This window comes from Francisella hispaniensis FSC454, assembly GCF_001885235.1.
In the GTDB taxonomy this organism is placed as follows: domain Bacteria; phylum Pseudomonadota; class Gammaproteobacteria; order Francisellales; family Francisellaceae; genus Francisella; species Francisella hispaniensis.
Window position 1 is genome coordinate 725,187 of sequence record NZ_CP018093.1, and the last position, 19,665, is coordinate 744,851.

A 19,665-nucleotide genomic window follows, 5' to 3' on the forward strand; every position below is an offset into this window, starting at 1 on the left:
TTTTTTAAGCTTTTTACTAAACTACAAAACTATTAAACTATTTATCAAAAGCTGGGTTATCATAGTGAGGGTCAATATAATTATCAACGTTATAACCACTACCAAGAGCTTGGTACAAATTAACTACACTAATCAAAGATTTCAATTTAGCTTGGTTAACTTGCATTTGTTGATATAGTACATTCAAGGTAATACCAGTATATTGTGCTTTACTTATAGCTCCAGAACTATACTTTTTAAAGAATATTTTTTGTTGTTTTTGAGTTGACTCTAAAGATATAGTTTGTTTTTTAAGATTTTTTGCATTAGCAGCTCTTTCAGAAAGACTATCATCAACATCTTGGAATGCCTGTTGTAGCGTATTAATATAATCGTAATATGCTTGATAAAATTGAGCCTTAGCCTTGTCACTATCAGCTAAAATACTTAGGTTAAATACAGGTATAGCAGCAACAGCTTCGGCAGCCCAAGCCCAAGCATTCATTGTAGCAAGTTCTCCAAGAGCAAGTGTGGCGTTTCCGAAAGTTCCAGTAAGGTCAATACTTGGGAAAAACTGTGATCTAGCTAAACCGATATTCGCATTTGCTGTTTCAAGCTTGTACTCAGCAATACCAATATCTGGTCGATTCTCTAAAACTTGAGAAGGCATATTTACAGGCACTTTTATGTTAGCATTAATTTCATTTAGAGTTCTGCTTGTGACAATTTTACCAGGATTTCTTCCCATCAAGATTTTGAGAGTATTTTGGAAATGAACTATGTCATTTTTGATCATAGCTATTTTACCTTTTTGCACCTCAAGTTGTTGCCTAATAACTTCCTCAAGCATTGGTGAGCTAGCGCCGAGTTTATGCTGGTTTTCTGCATACTTAAACATCAAGTTCAGTTGATTAACCATTAGGGTTTGTAATTTTAACTGCTCTTTTGCTGTAATTAGTGAAAAATATGCGGCACTAACTTGACTTATGATTGATAGTCTTGTGGTATCTTTAAGGTTAGTTTGCATTTTTTTACTAAGACGTGAAATCTCACCTAATTTAAACTGCCTAGCAATATTGATTGTATAGCTAGGTATAATACCAACCAAAGATCCTGCGGTAGTTTGAGTGCCAATATTATTAAGCTGAGGGATATTTGAGCTGGAGTTGACATCAAATGCTTGCGCCACAAAACCACCGCCACCGACACTTGCTGTAGGTAACCAGCCATAGTTAGCTTTATTTATCTCAGCATTAGCTTGTAGGATATTACCAATAGAAACTTGTAATTTGTTATTATCTTTTAAGGCAGTAGTTATTAGATTATTTAATACTGGGTCATTAAACTCTCTCCACCATGCAACTTTTGTAAGGTCCCAGTTTTTTGTGACTTCAATATTCTTATCTTGATTATTCCATAAAGCTGGAGCTTTGACTTTAGGTCTTTCATACTCAGGACTAAAGAAGCTACAGCTAGATGTTAATAAGGTTGCAGATATTAACGCTAAAGGAAGTATTTTATTTCGTATCATTGTTGTGACCTATAATGTATCTACTTTTACTGTTGCACTTGCTCCAACTCTAAGTGGGTATTTAGGATCATTGTTTAGGATTATTTTCACTGGGAAGCGCTGAGTGACTTTTACCCAGTTTCCAGTGGCATTTTCAGGAGGTAGTAATGAGAATACTGAACCAGTAGCATAACTGATACTATCAACTTTACCAGTGTAGCTATGACTATACATATCTAGCTCAATTTCAACTTTTTGTCCTGGTTTGATTCTATCAAGATCTGTTTCTTTAAAGTTAGCATCTATCCACCATTTTTTATTATCAATAAAACCAAATAATGCCTGTCCAGGTGATACTAGTTGTCCTTTGTAAAGTTTTAGATTCGATACATAGCCATCATCAGGAGCTGTCAATGTTGTATAACCTAGATTTAGATTGGCATTATCATAGCTTAGTTTAGCTGCGCCAATTTGTGCTTTAGCAATTTCAACTTGTAATAAGGCTTGCTTAAGTGATGAGTAAGCTTCATCTTTTGCTTTTTGAGCTTGGACTTTTTGATTTATGTATTTCTGTGCATCTTGTAGAGAGCCGGCATCGTCTTTATAAAGTTTGATGTATCTATCAGCCATACTTGTTGCAGTATCTAAAGATGATTGTGCTTTAGTAAGGTTTGACTTAGCTACATTTACTTGTTCTTGAGCTATAGCTAGTTGTCCCTTAGCTTGGATAACTTTAGTGTTTGCTTGAGCTACTTTTAGTTGATAATCTTTAGGTTCAATTTGAACTAGCTTATCGCCTTTGTGAACAAATTGGTTGTTGTGGATATAGACTTTTTCTATATATCCACCAACTTTAGGTGAAATACTAATTATATCAGCATTAACGTAAGCATTATCAGTACTAGGGAAGATTTTGTTATACTTATAATAACCATAAATACTTAATGCAGTCACTGCAATAATACTACAGCCAATAATCATTTTTTTAGGCGAAAATCTAGAGCCTTTTTTTATTTCTTCTAATTGTTTAGTTTGTTGTATTTTCTCTTCTGACATTTTAGTTATCCTATGATAATTTAATGCATCGCTGCAACAGGAGCACCTCTAGGTGGCTCTTTTAATAAAAATGGTACTATAGCTAATATTAGACTAAGTATTCCCACCACATAAAAAGAGTTAATGTAGCTTAATAAGCTACTTTGATGTAATACTTGTTGTTTTGCAATAGCTACTGTAGCTAAATCGGGCATAGGCAAGCTATGGCTCCAACTTTGAAAGTTGTTATTTAGTGATGATATATTTTGTGATAATTCAAGATAAGTAGTTTGTTGATTTCTTGATATAAACGTTGCTACAAAAGCGGTTCCAACAGAACTACCAAAGTTTCTAAAGAAGTTAAACGATCCAGACATGTCTCCCATATCTTCATCAGCTACACCAACTACTAGTACGCTCATAAAAGGAACGAAAAACATCATCATCCCTAGTCCTTGAATAGCTGTTGTAAGTATAATATCAAATTCATTAGCAGTAGTAGAAAAGTTCGCTTGCATTAAGCAAGATATTCCGAAAGTGATCATGCCAAGACTTATAGTCTTTCTTACACCTAATTTCTTTACTAAGATTGATTGTGTTAGCATCGCACCAATAATAGCGGCAAAGCCTCTAGGAGCAGTTATATAGCCTGCTAGATCAACAGGATAGCCATATACTTGCTGTAGCATTGTTGGTAAATATGCCATAGCAGCTGAGAATAATAATACGAACATAAAGCACAAAAAGCATGCTAAGACAAAGTTAAAATTTCTAAATATTTTAAATTTAACTACAGAAGAGTAAATCAAGCCTCTCCAGATAAAAAATCCAAGTGAAACTAATGAGATTGCTAAAAGAATAATCATTTTAATTGATGAAAACCAGCCATTGGTATTGCCATTATCGATAAAAAGCTCTAGACAGCCTACTCCAATTGCCATAAAACCAAAACTGATATAATCAATTTTGATTTTTTTTATCTGTGTTGCTTCCATCATAAAAGCAATAATTATAAATGCCACAATACAAAGAGGTACATTGACATAGAAAATCCATTCCCAAGACATATTTTCACAAATAGCGCCTCCAAGTACGGGTCCAATAATTGGTCCCATAACGATAACCATACTATATATTGTCATCATCTTGTTATACTCTTGGTTTTTAAAACTTGTCGATATATACGTCTGTGCTACCGATGGTAAAAAAGCTCCTCCCATACCTTGAAAAGCTCTAAAAATAATCATCTCAGTTAAGGATGTTGAAAGTCCACACATTATTGATGAAATACCAAAAATTACTGATGAAACTAAAGCTACTCTTTTTATACCATATTTCTCAATAATTAAGCCTGATAGTAGTATGAAAATTGCTGCAGTGACAATATACACCGTAGTTACATCAGCAATAGTTTCAACATTAGCGCCGATAGCACCCATAATCTGTGGTATTGCAACCGCCACTATTGTTAGGTCAACAATCTCAGCAAGTGCCAGTAAGCTTATTGCTAATGCTACGATTGTTCTTCTTTGGCTCCAAAAGCCAACTGTTGTTGTGTTACTAGCTTGCATAAGTTTTAAACGGTTATGGTTAAAATATCACTAAAATACTACATTATCTTGTGCAGTAAATAAGAAAATTACTCTATGAGTTTATTTTTTCGTAAAATTATTGCACAATTTCAACAATGTATTATAGCATTATATGGACAATAAATAGTGAAAATGGGACAAAATATGACTCAAGAAGAGATTATATATCTTAGCGATCGACTTGATGGACCAGCAATAATTGCTATAAAGGGTGGTAATGCGCCTGATAGTGAAAATAGGATAAATAATCAAGAGTCAGATTGGCGTCAGCATTATCGTGGTAAAATATTTTGTATTGAGTCAGGTCTTGTTCATGTTAGTACTCCTAATGGCTCATGGGTGCTACCATCAAATAGAGCAGGATGGATACCGCCAGATACATCACATAAAATTCGTATAAGTGGCATTGTAGAAGGATGGGTTATTTTTATACATCCAAGTATATGCCAAGATCTACCTAAGAACTCAAGAGTTATTCCAATGAGTGAAGTGTTAAGAGCACTCGCATTAAGAGCAACAGAATGGAATAAATACAACGATTTAAGCTTAGAGCAAGAGCATATTGCTAAGATTATTTGTAATGAGATTAGGCTTGCTCCAGAAGAGGCTTTGCATTTACCGATGCCAAAGACTGACAGAGTTACTAAAGTTGCTAATGCAATTATTGATAATCCTTCGATAAGTAAAAGTTTAGAGCAATGGGCATCATTCGCAGCTATGTCGCCTCGAACATTACGTAGAGCTTTTTTATCCGAGACAGGTCTTAGTTTTTCGCGGTGGCGACAACAGGCACAGCTTGCACGAGGTTTAGATATGTTAGCAAAAGATATTTCTGTTACTGAAGTTTCCGATTCATTAGGGTATGCTTCACCGAGTAATTTTATAGCAATGTTTCGTAAAGCATTTGGTAAGACGCCAAAACAGTATTTTTCTAGTGAAAGAGCACAGCTAAAAAATATTTATAAGAATTGATTTTTTAGTTTCTTAATATCTATTTTACCAGTATTATTTTTAGGTAGAGTTTCTACAAAAATACATGATTTAGGAACTTTATAACTTGCTAATTTATCTTTGCAATGTTTGATAATATCTTCCTCGGTTGCACTATAGCTTTTTTCCAATGAGATAAAAGCTATAGCTCTTTCACCAGATGTTTTTGACTTAACTCCAGTAACAGCAACCTCTTTTACATAATCTAATTTAAGTATACACAACTCAATTTCTCTTGGATAAACATTAAAACCTGAGACAATAATCATATTTTTAATTCTATCGGATATGGTTAGACGACCTTTCTTGTCAATATAGCCGATATCACCGGTTTTTAGCCAACCATCTGCAGTAAAGTGAAGTTCATTATTTTCTTTATCATTCCAGAAGCCTTGACACTTTTGTGGACCTTTAAGCCAGATTTCACCTTCTTTGAAGCACTCATTTATCTCTTGATGAGTATGAATATCGCGAATGCTAAGTTGTGTACTTGGAATAGGGTAGCCACAAGTACCAAAATAATCATCCTCAGATTCATTAAACTTGTTTAAGGCAATTGCAGGGGACATTTCAGTCATACCATAACCTTCTTTTAGTTCTACTCCTGTTCTGTCAAGCCATTGTAAGTATATCTTGCGTGAAATTGGCATGCCACCACTTAAAGAATACTGATATCTGGTTTTGTTAATTTTTTCAAAATCTGGATGCTCAAGCATTGCCATATACAGAGTATTAAGACCATTAAAAATAGTGAATTCATTTTTTGACATAGTCTTGATAAGATTTTTAATATCTTTAGCATTTGGAATTAAGACATTTTTAGCCCCAGCAAAAAAGAAACAAAGTAAATTAGCACTAAGTGAGAATATATGGTAAAGAGGTAGGGCGGTTATGATTACTTGGTCAGACATATCCATGTCATGCTTAATCCATGCCCAAACTTGCTGAATATTTGATACAAGATTATTATGCGTTAGTATTGCTCCTTTAGGTCTACCTGTTGTTCCGCTTGAGTATTGTAAACATAATATATCTTGTTTTGTTAAAACTGGTTTTTTATATAAATTTGCAGTGCCTTTGATGACTTTGCTAAACGGAATAAAATTACTTTTTATATATTTTGGTTTATTTTCAATTAGATATTTAGAAACAAAACCAATAATCTGTTTTTTAGGGAATGGATATAGATCAGCAATATTTGTAACAATTACATTCTCTAAAGAGTCGATATTTACACGGGCTTTTTGCATATGATGAGCAAACATATCCATTACAACTGCAGCTTTGACATTACAGTTGTTGAATATTGCCTCAATTTCATCTGCAGTATAAAGAGGGTTAGTATTGACAAATACAGCACCAATTTTAACACAAGCAAATAAACTAACAGTAAATTGTAAGCAGTTAGGTAGTACAATTGCTACTCTATCACCTTTGTTAATTCCTAGATTATTTTGCAGAAAACTAGCCATTTTAGTGGCAAGTTTATCAAGCTCAATAAAAGTTAGATTTACATCGTGACATGATACGGCTTCTCTATAAGGAAATTGTATAATTGTTTTTTCATATAGATCTAAAACTGTATCTTGGTTTTCAGTAATATTCTCAGGAGTGTAATCAGGATAATTAGCTATCCATGTTTTATCAGAAAATGTACTCATGTTAAATAAGATTATTAATTACTAGAAGTAATTCTAGCAAAAAAACAAACTATTGAAATAAATTTAGAAGATTTATTATGTAGTAGAAACTATAAAATGGTATTTTTTAATTCTCAGGATGGTATGTAATATTGTTAATATCTGCTTTATGATCATCAATAACTTGTATTCTATTTATGTATTTATTTAATATAGGAGTCAAGATCACCATAATTATTGTAGTGACTAAAATACCACTAGCGACATAACCAAATACAGCTGTATATGTTTCTAGACTTTGTTGTTTAGAGATTACATCACCACTTTGTGGTAGTGCTATGAATGATCCTATGTAAGAGGCAACATAGGATGCAATCATTGTAGCTAGAAACCAAAATCCCATCACAAATCCAGATATAAATGCTGGGCATAGCTCAGCAACCATTGCTAGTCCTAGACCTGATATAAGTAGCTCACCTAAAGAAGAACTTGCATAAGATAAAATTAACCAGTTACCCGAAACTACAGCATCGGTTGCAAAATATCTAGTAGAGTATAAAGTCGCATATGATATAAACATTAATGCTGTCCCAATACAGAACTTGGTAGCGTGTGTTAATTTACTCTTTTTGTATACTGCCGCAAGAATAGGTGATAATATCAAAATCCATAGAGGATTTAAAAATTGATACTGTGCAGCAGGAACATGCCAGCCAAATATAGAAAGTTCAACATTGTGCTGAGCAAAGAAAGTTAGTGTAGTTGGCATTTGAAAATATAAAGAGTAGAAAATTATCGCTTCAATGATAAGTACAAGAGCTACAAGCATTCTATTTCTTTCATATGACTCAAGACTAAAAGCTACATATAAGAAATATAGTGTAGCGATAGTTACAACAACAGCAGTTAGTTCCATACATAGGGTCGTATTAGGAAGAATATTTGCGATTATTAAGAATGCTGCAATAACTCCAGCAATAATATATGTTGCATGAGTTTTATTTACTGGATATTTGCCAGCTTCTGTATCTAAACCTTCTAGTTTTTTATAAAATAATATAAATCCTAGTATGCCAATAAATAAACCAACACCGCAAAGTATAAAAGCATGAGTGTATCCATAAAATTGTGATATCACAGGTGTCAAAGCCATACAGATTAGTCCACCCATATTAATAGCAAGGTAATATAAAGTCATAGCACTATTTAGGCGACCATCACCTTTATCAAACATCTTTGAAATTAAAGAAGAAGGGTTTGCTTTAAATATAGCATTACCGATAATAATTCCTGCAAAAATATAATAAATATTTTGTTTATCTGCAAAGCTAAAGCTTAAGTAAGATAAACACAGTATTACTGCACCAAAAAAAATTGTACGTTTGGCGCCAAGAATTTTGTCACCTATGAGTCCACCAACCCATATAAATCCATATGTAAAAGCAAAAAAAGATCCCATCAGATAAATAGTCTCTCTTTCACTTAGGCCAAGTTTCTGTGTAAAATACAGCGCGATAATTGCTTGGAAGCCATAAAACCCAAACCTTTCCCAGAACTCTATACCCCAGACAATCCAGAAAGGTGCAGATAGAGTATTATAATTTTTTTTCATAGGCATTTTCTCCTAATATTAATTATACTAAAAAAACCATTAAATCACTGAGAACAAACTTTTGCAATAATTATTTACAGTAAAAGATTATTGATTTAATTTAGTATAAGATTATAGCTTACTTATACAAGCCCATTGAAATACAGTATTGGAAGCTAGACTAATATATGCTAAGTCAATTTGTTTTACTAAGCTTTTATTAATTAGGTCAATTGTCTTGGTAAAACTTACTGTTTAATAAAGTTTATAATTGATAATATATTTATTGGTGCAGTTTCTGCTTTAAGTATTCTTTTACCCAAATTAATTGTATAAAAATTATTGCTATGGAATTTGCTCATTTCTCTATCACTAAAACCACCTTCTGGTCCTATAAATATATTAAAATTTGTACTAGATTTAATCTTTTGTACAAAATCTTGTTTTGTTTGAGTATATGGGCATAAAACTAAATTAAGATCATTTTGAGGTATTTGTATATCATTAATATCAATAGGAGTATGAATTTTTGGAATAAAAACACGACCACATTGTTCACTGCCAGCAATAGCAATTTTATGCCAACGTTCTAACTTTTTATCAAAGCCATTTTTATCAAACTTATGATTTGTAAATTCAGTAATTATAGGATATATATTATTTACCCCTAGCTCGGTAGCTTTTTGAATCACAAGCTCAAAATTTTCACTTTTAATAATAGCTTGATAGAGGTTTGTAATATAGTTATTTTCATTATTGATGTGTTTTTTGTCAATTACTTCAAGAGTTATATTTTTATTATCAATTGCGATAATTTTAGTTTTATATTGTAAGCTATCACTATTATTGAATAGTTCAATCAAATCAGATTTTTTTAAGCGTAACACATTTTTGAAATAATTATAATATTCTCCTGAAATATTAAATATTGTAGTCTTTGTTGAAATCTCGCAGAAAAAACCTCGAATAGTTCTCATAAAATTAAAATTTGGTAAAATACATATCTCTTATTATAAATTCTTAATTCTTAAAAAGTAGGAAAAGTTTATGGGTATTTTTAATAAAAGTTTTGTAACTAATTTGGTAGCTGCAATACTAGCAATAATTGGTTGGTATTTTGCTGAAGCGCATATCAAAAATATTGGTTTTTATGCTTTATCAGGAGCATTAACTAATTGGATAGCAATATACATGCTCTTTGAGAAAATTCCATTTCTCTACGGCTCCGGAATTATTCCTAATAAGTTTGAGAGTTTTAAGCGAGCTATAAAGAAGATGATCATGGAGCAATTTTTTTCACAGCAAAACCTAAATAATTTTCTTAAAAGCGATGATATCAAAAGATATCTAGCTGATAACTTAGCAACTAAAATTGATTACAATAAAATTTTTGATAGTTTTATTGATATGCTTATGAGTAGTAAATATGGTTCTATGATAGAAATGTTTCTTGGAGGTAGATCAGCTTTAGAAGGATTAAGAGAGCCATTTACTAAGAAACTAGATTCAAAAGTAATAGAACTACTTTCATCAATAGATATTGATACAAATAATATTTCCCAAAAAGCCGTACAAAAGATTGAAGGAATCATAGATAGTCGTTTAGAAGATCTAACTCCAGAGATGGTTAAAGAGATAATTCAAAAGATTATCCGCGAACATCTAGGCTGGCTAGTGGTATGGGGTGGAGTATTTGGTGGATTAATAGGTTTAGCAGCTAGCTTTATTTCTTAGCTAATAAAGGTTTGAATAAATTCTGAGTATTTTTATGTTTGGCTTGGATTTCTTTATTTCTATGCTTTTGAATTTTTAGATTTTCGATTAGCCAAGGCTTTAGTTGTGAGAATATATTTGTCAATGCAGTATTTGTCATTTCAGCATATAAGTTCGCATCTATGTTATCATCCGGAATTTTTTGATGATATTTAATAGTTGTTATCTTTGTAAAGCCTGTCTTTTCATTCTTTAGATAAAAGGTTATATAAAAATAAAATTGTTTATTATCTAAATCTAATATTGGTCCATAAGTAGTTGTTCCTGATAGGGTAAAATCTTGACGAATATTAATATCTTGGAAAGCAAGATTATTAACTATATTATGATCTAGAATATATTCAAAAGTTGCTACAGTAAGCATTTTTGATACTGGCATCGCCCAAGAACTATTTTTAAATGTGTAAAGACGATTACCTTTTAGATAAAACATCTGAGTTGATGTCGATGCTTGAGTTTGGATATTATATACTAGTAAAGTTGTACTAATATCAGCATTCTCAGTATCTGGTAATGGTTTTGATTCCATTTGTTTACTGTAGATAACATATTCTTTTTGTTCAGGTACCTTTACAGGATCTCCAAAAAAAGAAAAAGCAAATGATTGCAAAGGTAAAAATAATATACTTAATAATAAATATTTTTTCATAGTTTTATTCCTCATGGTCTACGCCTCTGACAATAGTTGAAGGATCATATTCTAATATTCTAATAACATTGTTAAGCCTTGTGATAGTTTCTTGACTTTCAGTCATAGTTTCATTTAAGTTCATCAGAGTTTTATTAAAGTAAATTGATGAGTTACTTAAATTATATAAGAGGATGTTGACACTATCGGTAAATTGATTAAATCTATCTAAATTTTCAGGAGACATCATTTTATTAAATTTACTAGAAATTTCCTCAAGAGAACTAGCTATTGCCCCGATTTTATTCATGATACTTTCAAGCTGTGATGGTTTTGATTTAATTTCAGGAATTTGTCCTTTTTTGATATTTATTAGATCTAGACTAGTATTTTTTTCATCAATATCTAAAGAAAGTTCAACTTTTGATTGACCAGTGATTCCCATACTTTGTAATGTTGCTACAGTTTGTTTATATATTGGTATTTGACTGTTTATTTTCATATAAACGCTAACAAGTTTAGGATTATCTTTATTTATCGATATATCAGATACTTTACCAATACTAAAACCTTTGTAAGAAACATCTGAGCCAACATTAAGTCCTGAGATACTTTTAAAGTTCGTCACGAATGTAGTAGTATCTTGGTCTTTAAAACCTCCAGATAAAAAGAAACCTATAAATATCATTACAAATACCATAAAAATCACGAATAATCCCGCGATTAGATTTTTTATACTATTTTCGTTCATTATAAGCTCCTAATACTTACCATCATTATGTGAGTCAAAAAATTTTCTTATACTTTCATACTGTGTTTGTTGTGAGACAAATTCAACACTATCATGAAGCATTATCCTCTTTTCATCCATGTATATTATATCGTCAACAATATGCCAAATTGTGCTAAGATCATGAGTAATCATTACTACTGACATTTTAAGCTCTTCTTTTAGATATAAAATAAGATCATCCATTGCTCTTGCAGAGTATGGATCTAAACCAGCATTAGGCTCATCTAAAAAGACAACTTTAGGATCTAATGCTATTGTTCTTGCTAGAGCCACTCTCTTTAACATTCCACCACTTATTTCAGAAGGATATTTGTTAAAAGCTTCTTCTTTCAGACCAACCATTTTTAATTTTATAATTGCTATATCAGTAAGTATGTCTATAGGTAGTTTTGTATGTTGGTTAAGAGGAAAAATTACATTTTGCAAGTTAGTTAAAGAAGAAAAAAGTGCACAATGTTGAAACATCATACTCATTTTGCTGGATATTTCTTTACGCTTGATTGGGTTATCGGCAAGTTTTGATATTTCTTGACCAAGCAGGAAAATTTTACCAGAGTAAATTGGTTGGAGCATAAGAATTTCACGCATTAATGTAGTTTTACCACAACCACTAGCACCAATAATACAACTTATTTTCTCAAAAGGTATATCAAGATTTAGATCTTTATGAATCCATTCTTTACCAAATTTTGTACTTAGGTCTCTTACTTGAATTAGACTTTCACTCATAGTTTGGCTACTCCCTAAGCAACTCCATTTAATGCTACTGCAAAAATAGCATCAACAACAATTATTAAAAAGATTGAGTAGACTACACTAGTAGTAGTTGCTTTACCAACACTTTGTGAATCTCTTCTAACTGCTAATCCTTGGTGACAACCTATTCCAGCAATGACTAGAGCGAAAAAAGGAGTTTTAAGTAAACCAATATAAAAATGATTAACATTAACATTTGAAAACAGTCTTTCGATAAACTGTAAAGGGGTGATTCCTGCAATTATATCTGCAATTATAATCCCACCAATAATATTGGCAATCATAGCTATAACCGTAAGTACTGGCAAGCTTATAATCAACGCCGTTATTCTTGGTAATACTAGACGTTGTATAGGATCCTCACCAATAGTTTGCAAAGCATCTATTTCCTCATTAACTTTCATGATACCAATTTCGGAAGTAAATGCAGAGCCACTTCTACCAGCAATAATAATAGCTGTAAATAAAGGGGCAAATTCTCTAAATGATGAAATACCAAGCATATCTACAACAAATATTTGCGTACCATATTGCATCATTAGGTTAAGTGGTAAGTAGGTTAGTACTAAACCAATAATTAATGATAGCAACATTACTATACTTAGAGCTTTGATAGTTGAGTCATAAGCAATATTTAAGACTATAGAAAAAAAAGACTTATACGGTTTGCGAATAAGAGTTAGGTAACCTAGCAAAATAGCACCTAAAAAGCCAATGCTTGCTTTTATTTCTTGAAGAAGATTATTTGTATTTTTACCAAGGGTGTATATGCTAGTAAAAACTATATTGGATTTATGTGAATATTCTTTATCAATTTTAGTTGGAAAGTTATTTGCAACAAGTTCAATAAGGTTTTTATCCTTATCGCTATTTAAAATCAAATCTTTTTTAGTAAGTCCTAGATCCTTAAGGACTCTAAGGATAAAGTAAGCCCCTGCAGTATCTAGTGATTGAATTTTTGTGATGTCAATTTGTTTTAGCTTAACTTTAGTACGAGAAATTTTTTTCTCAACAAGTTTTGGATTAATTTGTTTGAGAGTTAGCAAACCTGCAAAATAAATAGTATTTTGATCAATATTTACTTCCATTTATTTCTTACATTCAATTACTCTAAATCCAATTTTACTAGAAAAATAACTTTAATACCAACTGCTAGTTTAATATTAGCAATATTTAATTGAATCGTATTGTCTTAGATTGTTATGTTGAATTACTGAGATAAGTCTATCTTTATATTCATTGCCATCAAGTTCAGAATAGTTCTCTAAAGTATCAAGTAGGGTTTTTTGCGATAATCCTTGATTAATTATTTTATCCCTAGCAATCCTGAAATCTACAAACTTTGAACCTGTATTAAGTCTATGGTAATAACCTAGAACACTTTCAGCGGCGTTATTAAATACTTCAAGGTAAGTGTCAGAAGCTTGAGCTTTAACACCACATCCAGTATAGAAACAGTGTAGCCCAAAGTAATTATTGTAATCTTTGGCAAATCTTGAAGTTCCCCAGCCACTTTCTAGCGCGGCTTGAGCGAGAATAAAGCTTGTTGGGATCATTCCTGCCTTTATACTTAGGTAATGTAACTCTTGAGCTATATTGTGATTTGTTTTAATCTTATAGTATTCAAGATAAGTATTAAGTTTTTTATTTTGTCGAGAACTTAATGAACCTTTTTTGTCTAAGGCATTTTTAAGTTTTTGAATTTGCTGTTGTTGTAAGCATATTTCTTTATTAGCGATCGCAATTGCTGTAAGCATATATTTTATAAAGGCGTCTTTCCTTTCTTTAAAATTTTTAATTTCAGAAAAATCAGGTTTTTTTGCTATCTTAGGAGCTCTAGATTCTAAAAAATAATTTGACTTAGTATGCTTCGTATCTGCAATTGTAGATAAAATAGCTGATGATATAAATAATATTAGTAAGGCAAGACAATATTTTAACCATAAACTCTTATTATTCATACTCAGAGTAGTCATAGTAATCTTCTTCAAAATCCTCAAATTCTTCAACAGTTTGTTCTAGCTGTACTTTTAAATTTAACATATCTTCAGGAAGTTTGCTTTTAAATTTAACTATCTTTGCAGTTTTTGGATGGATAAAAGAGAGTTTATATGCATGTAAAGCTTGTCTAGTTGGTGTTGTTATAGCTAGTTTTTCTAGTTTTGTTGAAGACTTGTTATATGTTTGGTCTCCTACTAGTGGATGCTTAATACTTTTCATATGAACTCTAATTTGATGAGTTCTGCCTGTTTCAAGTTGACATTCAAGAAGTGTGAAACCATCATAAACTTCGATAGGAGTATAATGTGTAATAGCCTCTTTACCTCTATGGTTGATAGCCATTTTTGTACGGTTAGTAGAGTCTCTACCTATTGGTTGGTTGATTGTACCTTGTTGGTAAATCTCTCCCTCAACTATTGCAAGATATTTACGCGAGACTTTTCTCTCAGCAAGTTGTTGGACAAGATTATGATAAGCAATACTACTTTTGGCAGCAACCATCAATCCAGAAGTATCTTTATCAAGGCGGTGAACTATACCAGCTCGCGGTAGTTTGTCTTGATCTTTATAGCGATGTAGTAAAGCGTTAGATACTGTCCCTGTAGGATTACCAGCACCAGGATGTACTACCATATTAACTGGTTTATCAATTACAATAATATCGTCATCTTCATAAATTATATTAAGTTTAATATCTTCGGCAATCCATTCATTAGTAGGTAATAACTCAACATTAATCTCAACCTCTTCATCACCTAGAACAATATATTTTGGTTTAGTAGCTTGACCATTAACTATGATCGAGCCTTCTTTAAGCCATTTTTGTATTTGAGCACGAGAAAACTGCTCAAATTGCTCATTTATCGCGATATCAATTCTTTTTCCAGCATCTTTGGGATGCATTATAATATTTTGATGAAATCTATTAGATAGTGTATTATGTGCCATGTTATATGCTTAATATAAGTATTTTTATATAGAAAATATTAATTTTACATAGAATTATATAAGAAAATTCTAAGGATAGTTAATCAAATGAAAAGGTTTTTATATTTAATAGTAATTACATTTATGTTGTTGCTACTGAGCTCCTGTGGACCTAAAAAAGATAGTGAGTTGCCACAAGTCTACACAGGTTATACAGCTAGCTTTATTTATGCTAAAGCTCATGAGCAGATGCGTAATGAAAAGTATTTTGATGCGATTAGGTCGTACAAGTCATTGGTAGCGCAGTATCCATTTACGCCATTAGCAGAGAAGGGTATGGTTGATTTGATATATGTTTATTATATGGATGATGAGTCAACTATGGCGCTTGCATTAGGTCAACAGTTTATCAAGATGTATCCATATAGTATATACAAAGGTTATGTTTACTACATGATAGGTGTTGTAGGCTTCGAAGATGGAAGAGGGATGTTACAAACTTATGCGCCATATGATATGAACTATCATGATCCTACAGGATATCAAGATGCATATACTAATTTTGAAAGAGCTATTCAATTAGATCCTAATGGAAGTTTTGTTCCAGATGCTAAACGCAGAATGGTATTTATAAATAATACTATTGCAAGACATTATGATGATATAGCTCATTTTTATTTTAAGAGAGGTGCTTATAATGCTGCTATTGATAGAGCTTCTCAAGTGATAAGAAATTATCCGCAAAGTACATCAACAGAGGATGCTTTAGTTTTAACTATTAGAGCTTACAACAAACTTGGCTTATATGATCAGGCTAAAGCAAATATTCGTGTACTTAAGAAAAATTATCCTAAAAATAAATTTATTAAAAACCTTCGTCCAGATGGTACAGAAGAGCCAAATTGGTTCGAAAGATGGTTTGGTTGGTTGTAGATATAGACTGACTTTTAGTTCAAAAACTTATTCTTTATTAAGATTTAATAGCTTTTTTTTGAAATATTAATCATTTAGTATATTTACTATCATAGGATAATTTCTTAGTAGAAATGTATAGAAAAATTATTACGATTTGTATATTAGCTTTAACATTTAGTTTATCTAATGGTCAAAGTTTAGCAAATGTCAGCGATAAGAATTTAAAACCTAATTGCCGCTGTTTACCTTCTGAGCCATGTTGGCCAGATCAACAACAATGGGATACTTTAGCAAAATCACTTAAGGGAAAGCTTATCAAACCTAGATTACCTCTTTCTGTATGTGAGAAAAATTCAGATAGTAAAGAGTGTAAATTAGTCTTGCAAAATATCAAGAATCCTTTTTATATGCAGTCAGACTCTGGAAGAAATGAATCTCAAGGATGGTATGGAGCTTGGCATAATCAGTCAAGTAGCTATGCTGTTGAAGCAGAAGATACTCAAGATATTGTAAAAGCTGCCAACTTTGCTAGAAAACATAATTTACGTCTAGTTATAAAGGGAGCAGGGCATGATTATTTAGGACGTTCGAGCTCTCCGGATGCGCTATTAATATGGACTCATAATATGAGAGATATTGAGTATAATAAGCATTTTCACCCTCAGAACTGTCCAAAAAATAAAGAATATTCAGCTGTAACAGTTGGCGCAGGGACACGTTGGCTTGAGGCTTATAATGTTGTAACTAATCACCATCATCAATACGTCCAAGGTGGAGGATGTACTACAGTTGGTGCAGCCGGGGGTTTCCCACAAGGTGGTGGCTTTGGTAGCTGGTCGAAACAGTATGGTACTGGTGCTGGGGGTATTATACAAGCTGAAGTTGTTACTGCTGATGGTAAGGTTGTGATTGCAAATGAATGCCAAAATCAAGTTTTATTTTGGGCTATCAAAGGTGGTGGTGGGGGTACTTACGGAGTGGTTACAAACCTTACATTGAGAACTCACAAGCTTCCAAGTCATTTTGGACTGATAAGTGGAGAAATAACCACAGATTCTGATAAGGCTTATAAAAAATTGATAAAAGAGTTTCTCTTATTTTATTCTTCAAAGTTAAATAATGAACATTGGGGTGAACAATTTGCATTTCGTCCTAATGATAAAATGACGATAGCCATGGTAACTCAAGGATTAGCTGAAAAAGAAGCTTTAGATATTTGGCAGCCATTTAAAAAGTGGCTAGAAAGTCAGCCTGATTTACACTATAAGTTAAAATATATAGACATTCCACCAACACAAATTTGGAACTATGATTTTTGGCATAAAAACTACCCAGATATGGTTATTAAAAATATAGGCCCAGATGCTAGAGATGGAGAGTTCTGGTGGGCTTCAAATACCGCTGAAGTATCAGCATACTGGTATACTTATCAGTCTTGGTATTTACCAGAGAAATTATTTGATTCTAAAAATATCGATAAAACTGTGGATACTTTTTATAAAGTTTCACAACTTGCGCCAGTATCAATTCAGATTAATAAGGGTTTAGCAGGAGCTTCTAAAGAAGCTATAGAATTAACAAAGCAGACTTCTATGCATCCAGGTGTTTACGATGCTGGAGCTCTAGCAATTATGAGTTATAGTAATGACAAACCAGAGTTTGATAAGCCAAAGATGACACAAGAGATTGAGCAGAAAGTAGATAATATCTACAAAGCTATGAACATGATTATGGCTTTAGCTCCTGATGCTGGGACATATGCAAATGAAGCTGATTACTTCCAAAAAAACTGGCAGCAAGTATTTTGGGGTAGTAATTACTCTAAATTACTTAAGATTAAAAATAAATATGACCCAAATGGTTTATTTTATTGTCATCATTGTGTTGGTAGTGAATATTGGCAACAAGATGGGATGTGTCGAAAGTAGCCTCATATTAACTTAATTAATATTTAGAAATTCAGTTTTAATTTTATTAGTTAGCTTAAAACCTTGTTTAAGTTTTCAAACATGTTTGCTTGTAAAGTCAAAAATACTTTCTCTTCAAAAGCTGGGTCAATAACTTGATCTTTAGAAAGTTGACCAGCTATTTGCTTAGAAGCTACCACCATAGCTTTAGCTATAGGGTTGTTACTATTTTTAGCTGCTGTAAAGTTACAAGCATTTTCACCAAATAGAACACTATCAGCGTCATTTACTTGTTTGTAAATTCCGTTCTCAGCAATAGCATTAGCAACAGGGCCAGCCACAGCACTCGCAGGTCTTAACATTAAAGTATGACCCTTAACATATAGTACACCTTCAGAACCTAAAGCTGCGCTAATTGCATTTACAGCTGCTTTAATTGCCCAGTTGTTGCCTAATTTATCTAGGTCGTAAACTGTAATATCGCCAATACTAATCTTGTCTAATAAGTGTGTAAGTATAGTTTCTACAGCTTTTTGATCCGATAGTCCATTAATAACATTTCTAGCTGTACTAACTTTAGTATTAGCTCTAATATCAATTAAGTCAGCTTCACAAATTGACTGTGCTGTTCTTGGTGAAGCTATCTTATCTTGGATACCGCTCTCTAGATCACCTAGCGTAGTTACTGTATATGCAAGGGTATTAGCATCAGCATATAATGAAACCGCTTTAGTTGTATCACTACCTTGAAGAGACTTAATAGTCTGAATAGTCAAGTAGTTAGTAATATCATTAAATTCAATAGCTGTAACTGCATCTTTGCTATTGATATTGTATTGGCCATTCCAAAGAGCTACTCTTGCGCCCCAGAACATATCAATGTTGTTTCTGTAGTCTACATAGTTAAGACTAGTAGCAGAATCCCAGGCTGCGTTTAAGTGTGATGATACTGGCTTAGCAATATCATTAAAATATGCTTTAGGACCATTTACAGTTATATTTTTTACAATATTAAACTGTGCAATTTTCTCTTCAGCATAAGCTTTGTCACCTTTTTCGATACCTTTTAGGATATCTATTTTAGTGTTAATACTTTTTAGTTTAGCTTGTTCTGCAACTACTTTAACTCTCCAGCCTAGTTTCTTTTGACTTTCTAGTTTTTTGATGTTGCTGTTAATCTCATCTCTCTCAGCTCTGTACTTTTCAAGACCTTGAGCAGCAGTAGCTTGATCTTTCATATACATATTTTTTGGCTTGATAGAGTTAGGTATCTTAACTGCACCATTGTTAGTTAAGACAAAACCTCTAGCTAATTTTTCTCCATTTGCTTGAATATTGCTTGCATCAGCTGCTATGCTTTTGAATGCATAAATTGGTGAATTTGTATTAGTATCAGCAGCTGTTTCAACATTATTAGAGTATTTAGTAACAGATTCATTTATGATTTTTGCATTTAAATCATCGGCATAAACTGAAGTTGTTGCAATAGTTCCTAAAAGAGCGATAGTTAAAGTCTTTTTCATTTTTGTCTCCTTGACTTGTTTTAAAAATTATTATTTGTTTTAAAATTTAATCAAATTAATTATGCAGAAAGGTGTGTTATAGCATTGGTAATAAAGGATTTTATT

17 protein-coding genes are annotated in these 19,665 nt (G+C 32.1%); 4 read left to right on the forward strand and 13 right to left on the reverse strand.

What is annotated here, in order from left to right; translation table 11 throughout:
• Positions 1 to 37: 37 nt before the first annotated feature.
• Genes silC through FSC454_RS03570 form a run of 3 tightly spaced genes read right to left on the reverse strand, consistent with a single transcriptional unit; the run spans position 38 to position 4,095 of the window.
• Positions 38 to 1,510, reverse strand: coding sequence for a TolC family protein SilC (silC, locus tag FSC454_RS03560; RefSeq protein ID WP_066046467.1), 1,473 nt, complete (start codon positions 1,508 to 1,510; stop codon positions 38 to 40).
• 9 nt (positions 1,511 to 1,519) lie between these two features.
• On the reverse strand, positions 1,520 to 2,545 hold the full coding sequence (locus tag FSC454_RS03565; protein WP_014548638.1) for an HlyD family secretion protein: 1,026 nt from the start codon (positions 2,543 to 2,545) through the stop codon (positions 1,520 to 1,522).
• A 20-nt stretch (positions 2,546 to 2,565) separates the two neighbouring features.
• On the reverse strand, positions 2,566 to 4,095 hold the full coding sequence (locus FSC454_RS03570) for an MDR family MFS transporter (RefSeq protein ID WP_066046468.1): 1,530 nt from the start codon (positions 4,093 to 4,095) through the stop codon (positions 2,566 to 2,568).
• A 165-nt stretch (positions 4,096 to 4,260) separates the two neighbouring features.
• Between FSC454_RS03570 and FSC454_RS03575 the strand changes: the two genes are divergently transcribed.
• The gene (locus FSC454_RS03575; protein WP_197456266.1) at positions 4,261 to 5,088 is read left to right on the forward strand and encodes an AraC family transcriptional regulator; all 828 of its coding nucleotides are present in this window, start codon (positions 4,261 to 4,263) and stop codon (positions 5,086 to 5,088) included.
• Here the strand turns inward: FSC454_RS03575 and FSC454_RS03580 are convergent.
• The 3 genes from FSC454_RS03580 to FSC454_RS03590 form a co-directional block, all read right to left on the reverse strand.
• Positions 5,076 to 6,767 carry a long-chain-fatty-acid--CoA ligase gene (locus FSC454_RS03580; RefSeq protein ID WP_014548635.1) on the reverse strand — a complete coding sequence of 564 codons (1,692 nt, stop codon included), beginning with the start codon at positions 6,765 to 6,767 and terminating at the stop codon, positions 5,076 to 5,078. The genes FSC454_RS03575 and FSC454_RS03580 overlap by 13 nt on opposite strands.
• A 106-nt stretch (positions 6,768 to 6,873) precedes the next feature.
• Positions 6,874 to 8,364 carry an oligopeptide:H+ symporter gene (locus FSC454_RS03585; RefSeq protein ID WP_080555366.1) on the reverse strand — a complete coding sequence of 497 codons (1,491 nt, stop codon included), beginning with the start codon at positions 8,362 to 8,364 and terminating at the stop codon, positions 6,874 to 6,876.
• Positions 8,365 to 8,585: 221 nt separating this feature from the next.
• On the reverse strand, positions 8,586 to 9,314 hold the full coding sequence (locus tag FSC454_RS03590) for a 16S rRNA (uracil(1498)-N(3))-methyltransferase (RefSeq protein WP_014548633.1): 729 nt from the start codon (positions 9,312 to 9,314) through the stop codon (positions 8,586 to 8,588).
• Positions 9,315 to 9,384: 70 nt separating this feature from the next.
• Between FSC454_RS03590 and FSC454_RS03595 the strand changes: the two genes are divergently transcribed.
• Entirely contained in the window at positions 9,385 to 10,071 is a 687-nt protein-coding gene (locus FSC454_RS03595) for a DUF445 family protein (RefSeq protein WP_071794778.1), read from the forward strand.
• Here FSC454_RS03595 and FSC454_RS03600 read toward each other — a convergent pair.
• From FSC454_RS03600 to FSC454_RS03625, 6 genes are all read right to left on the reverse strand, one after another.
• Positions 10,061 to 10,759 carry a hypothetical protein gene (locus tag FSC454_RS03600; protein WP_066046483.1) on the reverse strand — a complete coding sequence of 233 codons (699 nt, stop codon included), beginning with the start codon at positions 10,757 to 10,759 and terminating at the stop codon, positions 10,061 to 10,063. The two genes, FSC454_RS03595 and FSC454_RS03600, sit on opposite strands and share 11 nt — an antisense overlap.
• A 4-nt stretch (positions 10,760 to 10,763) precedes the next feature.
• The gene (locus FSC454_RS03605; protein ID WP_014548630.1) at positions 10,764 to 11,489 is read right to left on the reverse strand and encodes an MlaD family protein; all 726 of its coding nucleotides are present in this window, start codon (positions 11,487 to 11,489) and stop codon (positions 10,764 to 10,766) included.
• A gap of 9 nt (positions 11,490 to 11,498) precedes the next feature.
• Positions 11,499 to 12,260: an ABC transporter ATP-binding protein gene (locus tag FSC454_RS03610; protein WP_066046471.1), complete on the reverse strand. Its 762-nt coding sequence runs from the start codon at positions 12,258 to 12,260 to the stop codon at positions 11,499 to 11,501.
• Between the two features lie 14 nt (positions 12,261 to 12,274).
• A complete protein-coding gene (locus FSC454_RS03615; RefSeq protein ID WP_014548628.1) occupies positions 12,275 to 13,375 on the reverse strand; it encodes an MlaE family ABC transporter permease in 1,101 nt (366 codons plus the stop codon).
• A gap of 75 nt (positions 13,376 to 13,450) precedes the next feature.
• The gene (locus tag FSC454_RS03620; protein ID WP_066046473.1) at positions 13,451 to 14,263 is read right to left on the reverse strand and encodes a glucosaminidase domain-containing protein; all 813 of its coding nucleotides are present in this window, start codon (positions 14,261 to 14,263) and stop codon (positions 13,451 to 13,453) included.
• Positions 14,241 to 15,236 (reverse strand): RluA family pseudouridine synthase, encoded by a 996-nt coding sequence (locus FSC454_RS03625; RefSeq protein WP_014548626.1) that lies wholly within the window; start codon positions 15,234 to 15,236, stop codon positions 14,241 to 14,243. Before FSC454_RS03625 ends, FSC454_RS03620 begins: the two co-directional genes overlap by 23 nt.
• A gap of 87 nt (positions 15,237 to 15,323) precedes the next feature.
• Here FSC454_RS03625 and FSC454_RS03630 point away from each other — a divergent pair, with 87 nt between their 5' ends.
• Positions 15,324 to 16,148, forward strand: a complete 825-nt coding sequence (locus FSC454_RS03630) for an outer membrane protein assembly factor BamD (protein ID WP_014548625.1) — start codon at positions 15,324 to 15,326, stop codon at positions 16,146 to 16,148.
• 113 nt (positions 16,149 to 16,261) lie between these two features.
• The gene (locus FSC454_RS03635; protein ID WP_066046475.1) at positions 16,262 to 18,058 is read left to right on the forward strand and encodes an FAD-dependent oxidoreductase; all 1,797 of its coding nucleotides are present in this window, start codon (positions 16,262 to 16,264) and stop codon (positions 18,056 to 18,058) included.
• Between the two features lie 50 nt (positions 18,059 to 18,108).
• Here FSC454_RS03635 and FSC454_RS03640 read toward each other — a convergent pair whose 3' ends face one another.
• On the reverse strand, positions 18,109 to 19,560 hold the full coding sequence (locus tag FSC454_RS03640) for a hypothetical protein (protein ID WP_066046477.1): 1,452 nt from the start codon (positions 19,558 to 19,560) through the stop codon (positions 18,109 to 18,111).
• Positions 19,561 to 19,665 lie beyond the last annotated feature (105 nt).

Excerpts from the sequence above, each read along its gene's own strand:
- silC (WP_066046467.1), bottom strand. The coding sequence starts at position 1,510 with ATGATACGAAATAAAATACTTCCTTTAGCGTTAATATCTGCAACCTTA.
- FSC454_RS03565 (WP_014548638.1), bottom strand. The coding sequence starts at position 2,545 with ATGTCAGAAGAGAAAATACAACAAACTAAACAATTAGAAGAAATAAAA.
- FSC454_RS03570 (WP_066046468.1), bottom strand. The coding sequence starts at position 4,095 with ATGCAAGCTAGTAACACAACAACAGTTGGCTTTTGGAGCCAAAGAAGA.
- FSC454_RS03575 (WP_197456266.1), top strand. The coding sequence starts at position 4,261 with ATGACTCAAGAAGAGATTATATATCTTAGCGATCGACTTGATGGACCA.
- FSC454_RS03580 (WP_014548635.1), bottom strand. The coding sequence starts at position 6,767 with ATGAGTACATTTTCTGATAAAACATGGATAGCTAATTATCCTGATTAC.
- FSC454_RS03585 (WP_080555366.1), bottom strand. The coding sequence starts at position 8,364 with ATGCCTATGAAAAAAAATTATAATACTCTATCTGCACCTTTCTGGATT.
- FSC454_RS03590 (WP_014548633.1), bottom strand. The coding sequence starts at position 9,314 with ATGAGAACTATTCGAGGTTTTTTCTGCGAGATTTCAACAAAGACTACA.
- FSC454_RS03595 (WP_071794778.1), top strand. The coding sequence starts at position 9,385 with ATGGGTATTTTTAATAAAAGTTTTGTAACTAATTTGGTAGCTGCAATA.
- FSC454_RS03600 (WP_066046483.1), bottom strand. The coding sequence starts at position 10,759 with ATGAAAAAATATTTATTATTAAGTATATTATTTTTACCTTTGCAATCA.
- FSC454_RS03605 (WP_014548630.1), bottom strand. The coding sequence starts at position 11,489 with ATGAACGAAAATAGTATAAAAAATCTAATCGCGGGATTATTCGTGATT.
- FSC454_RS03610 (WP_066046471.1), bottom strand. The coding sequence starts at position 12,260 with ATGAGTGAAAGTCTAATTCAAGTAAGAGACCTAAGTACAAAATTTGGT.
- FSC454_RS03615 (WP_014548628.1), bottom strand. The coding sequence starts at position 13,375 with ATGGAAGTAAATATTGATCAAAATACTATTTATTTTGCAGGTTTGCTA.
- FSC454_RS03620 (WP_066046473.1), bottom strand. The coding sequence starts at position 14,263 with ATGACTACTCTGAGTATGAATAATAAGAGTTTATGGTTAAAATATTGT.
- FSC454_RS03625 (WP_014548626.1), bottom strand. The coding sequence starts at position 15,236 with ATGGCACATAATACACTATCTAATAGATTTCATCAAAATATTATAATG.
- FSC454_RS03630 (WP_014548625.1), top strand. The coding sequence starts at position 15,324 with ATGAAAAGGTTTTTATATTTAATAGTAATTACATTTATGTTGTTGCTA.
- FSC454_RS03635 (WP_066046475.1), top strand. The coding sequence starts at position 16,262 with ATGTATAGAAAAATTATTACGATTTGTATATTAGCTTTAACATTTAGT.
- FSC454_RS03640 (WP_066046477.1), bottom strand. The coding sequence starts at position 19,560 with ATGAAAAAGACTTTAACTATCGCTCTTTTAGGAACTATTGCAACAACT.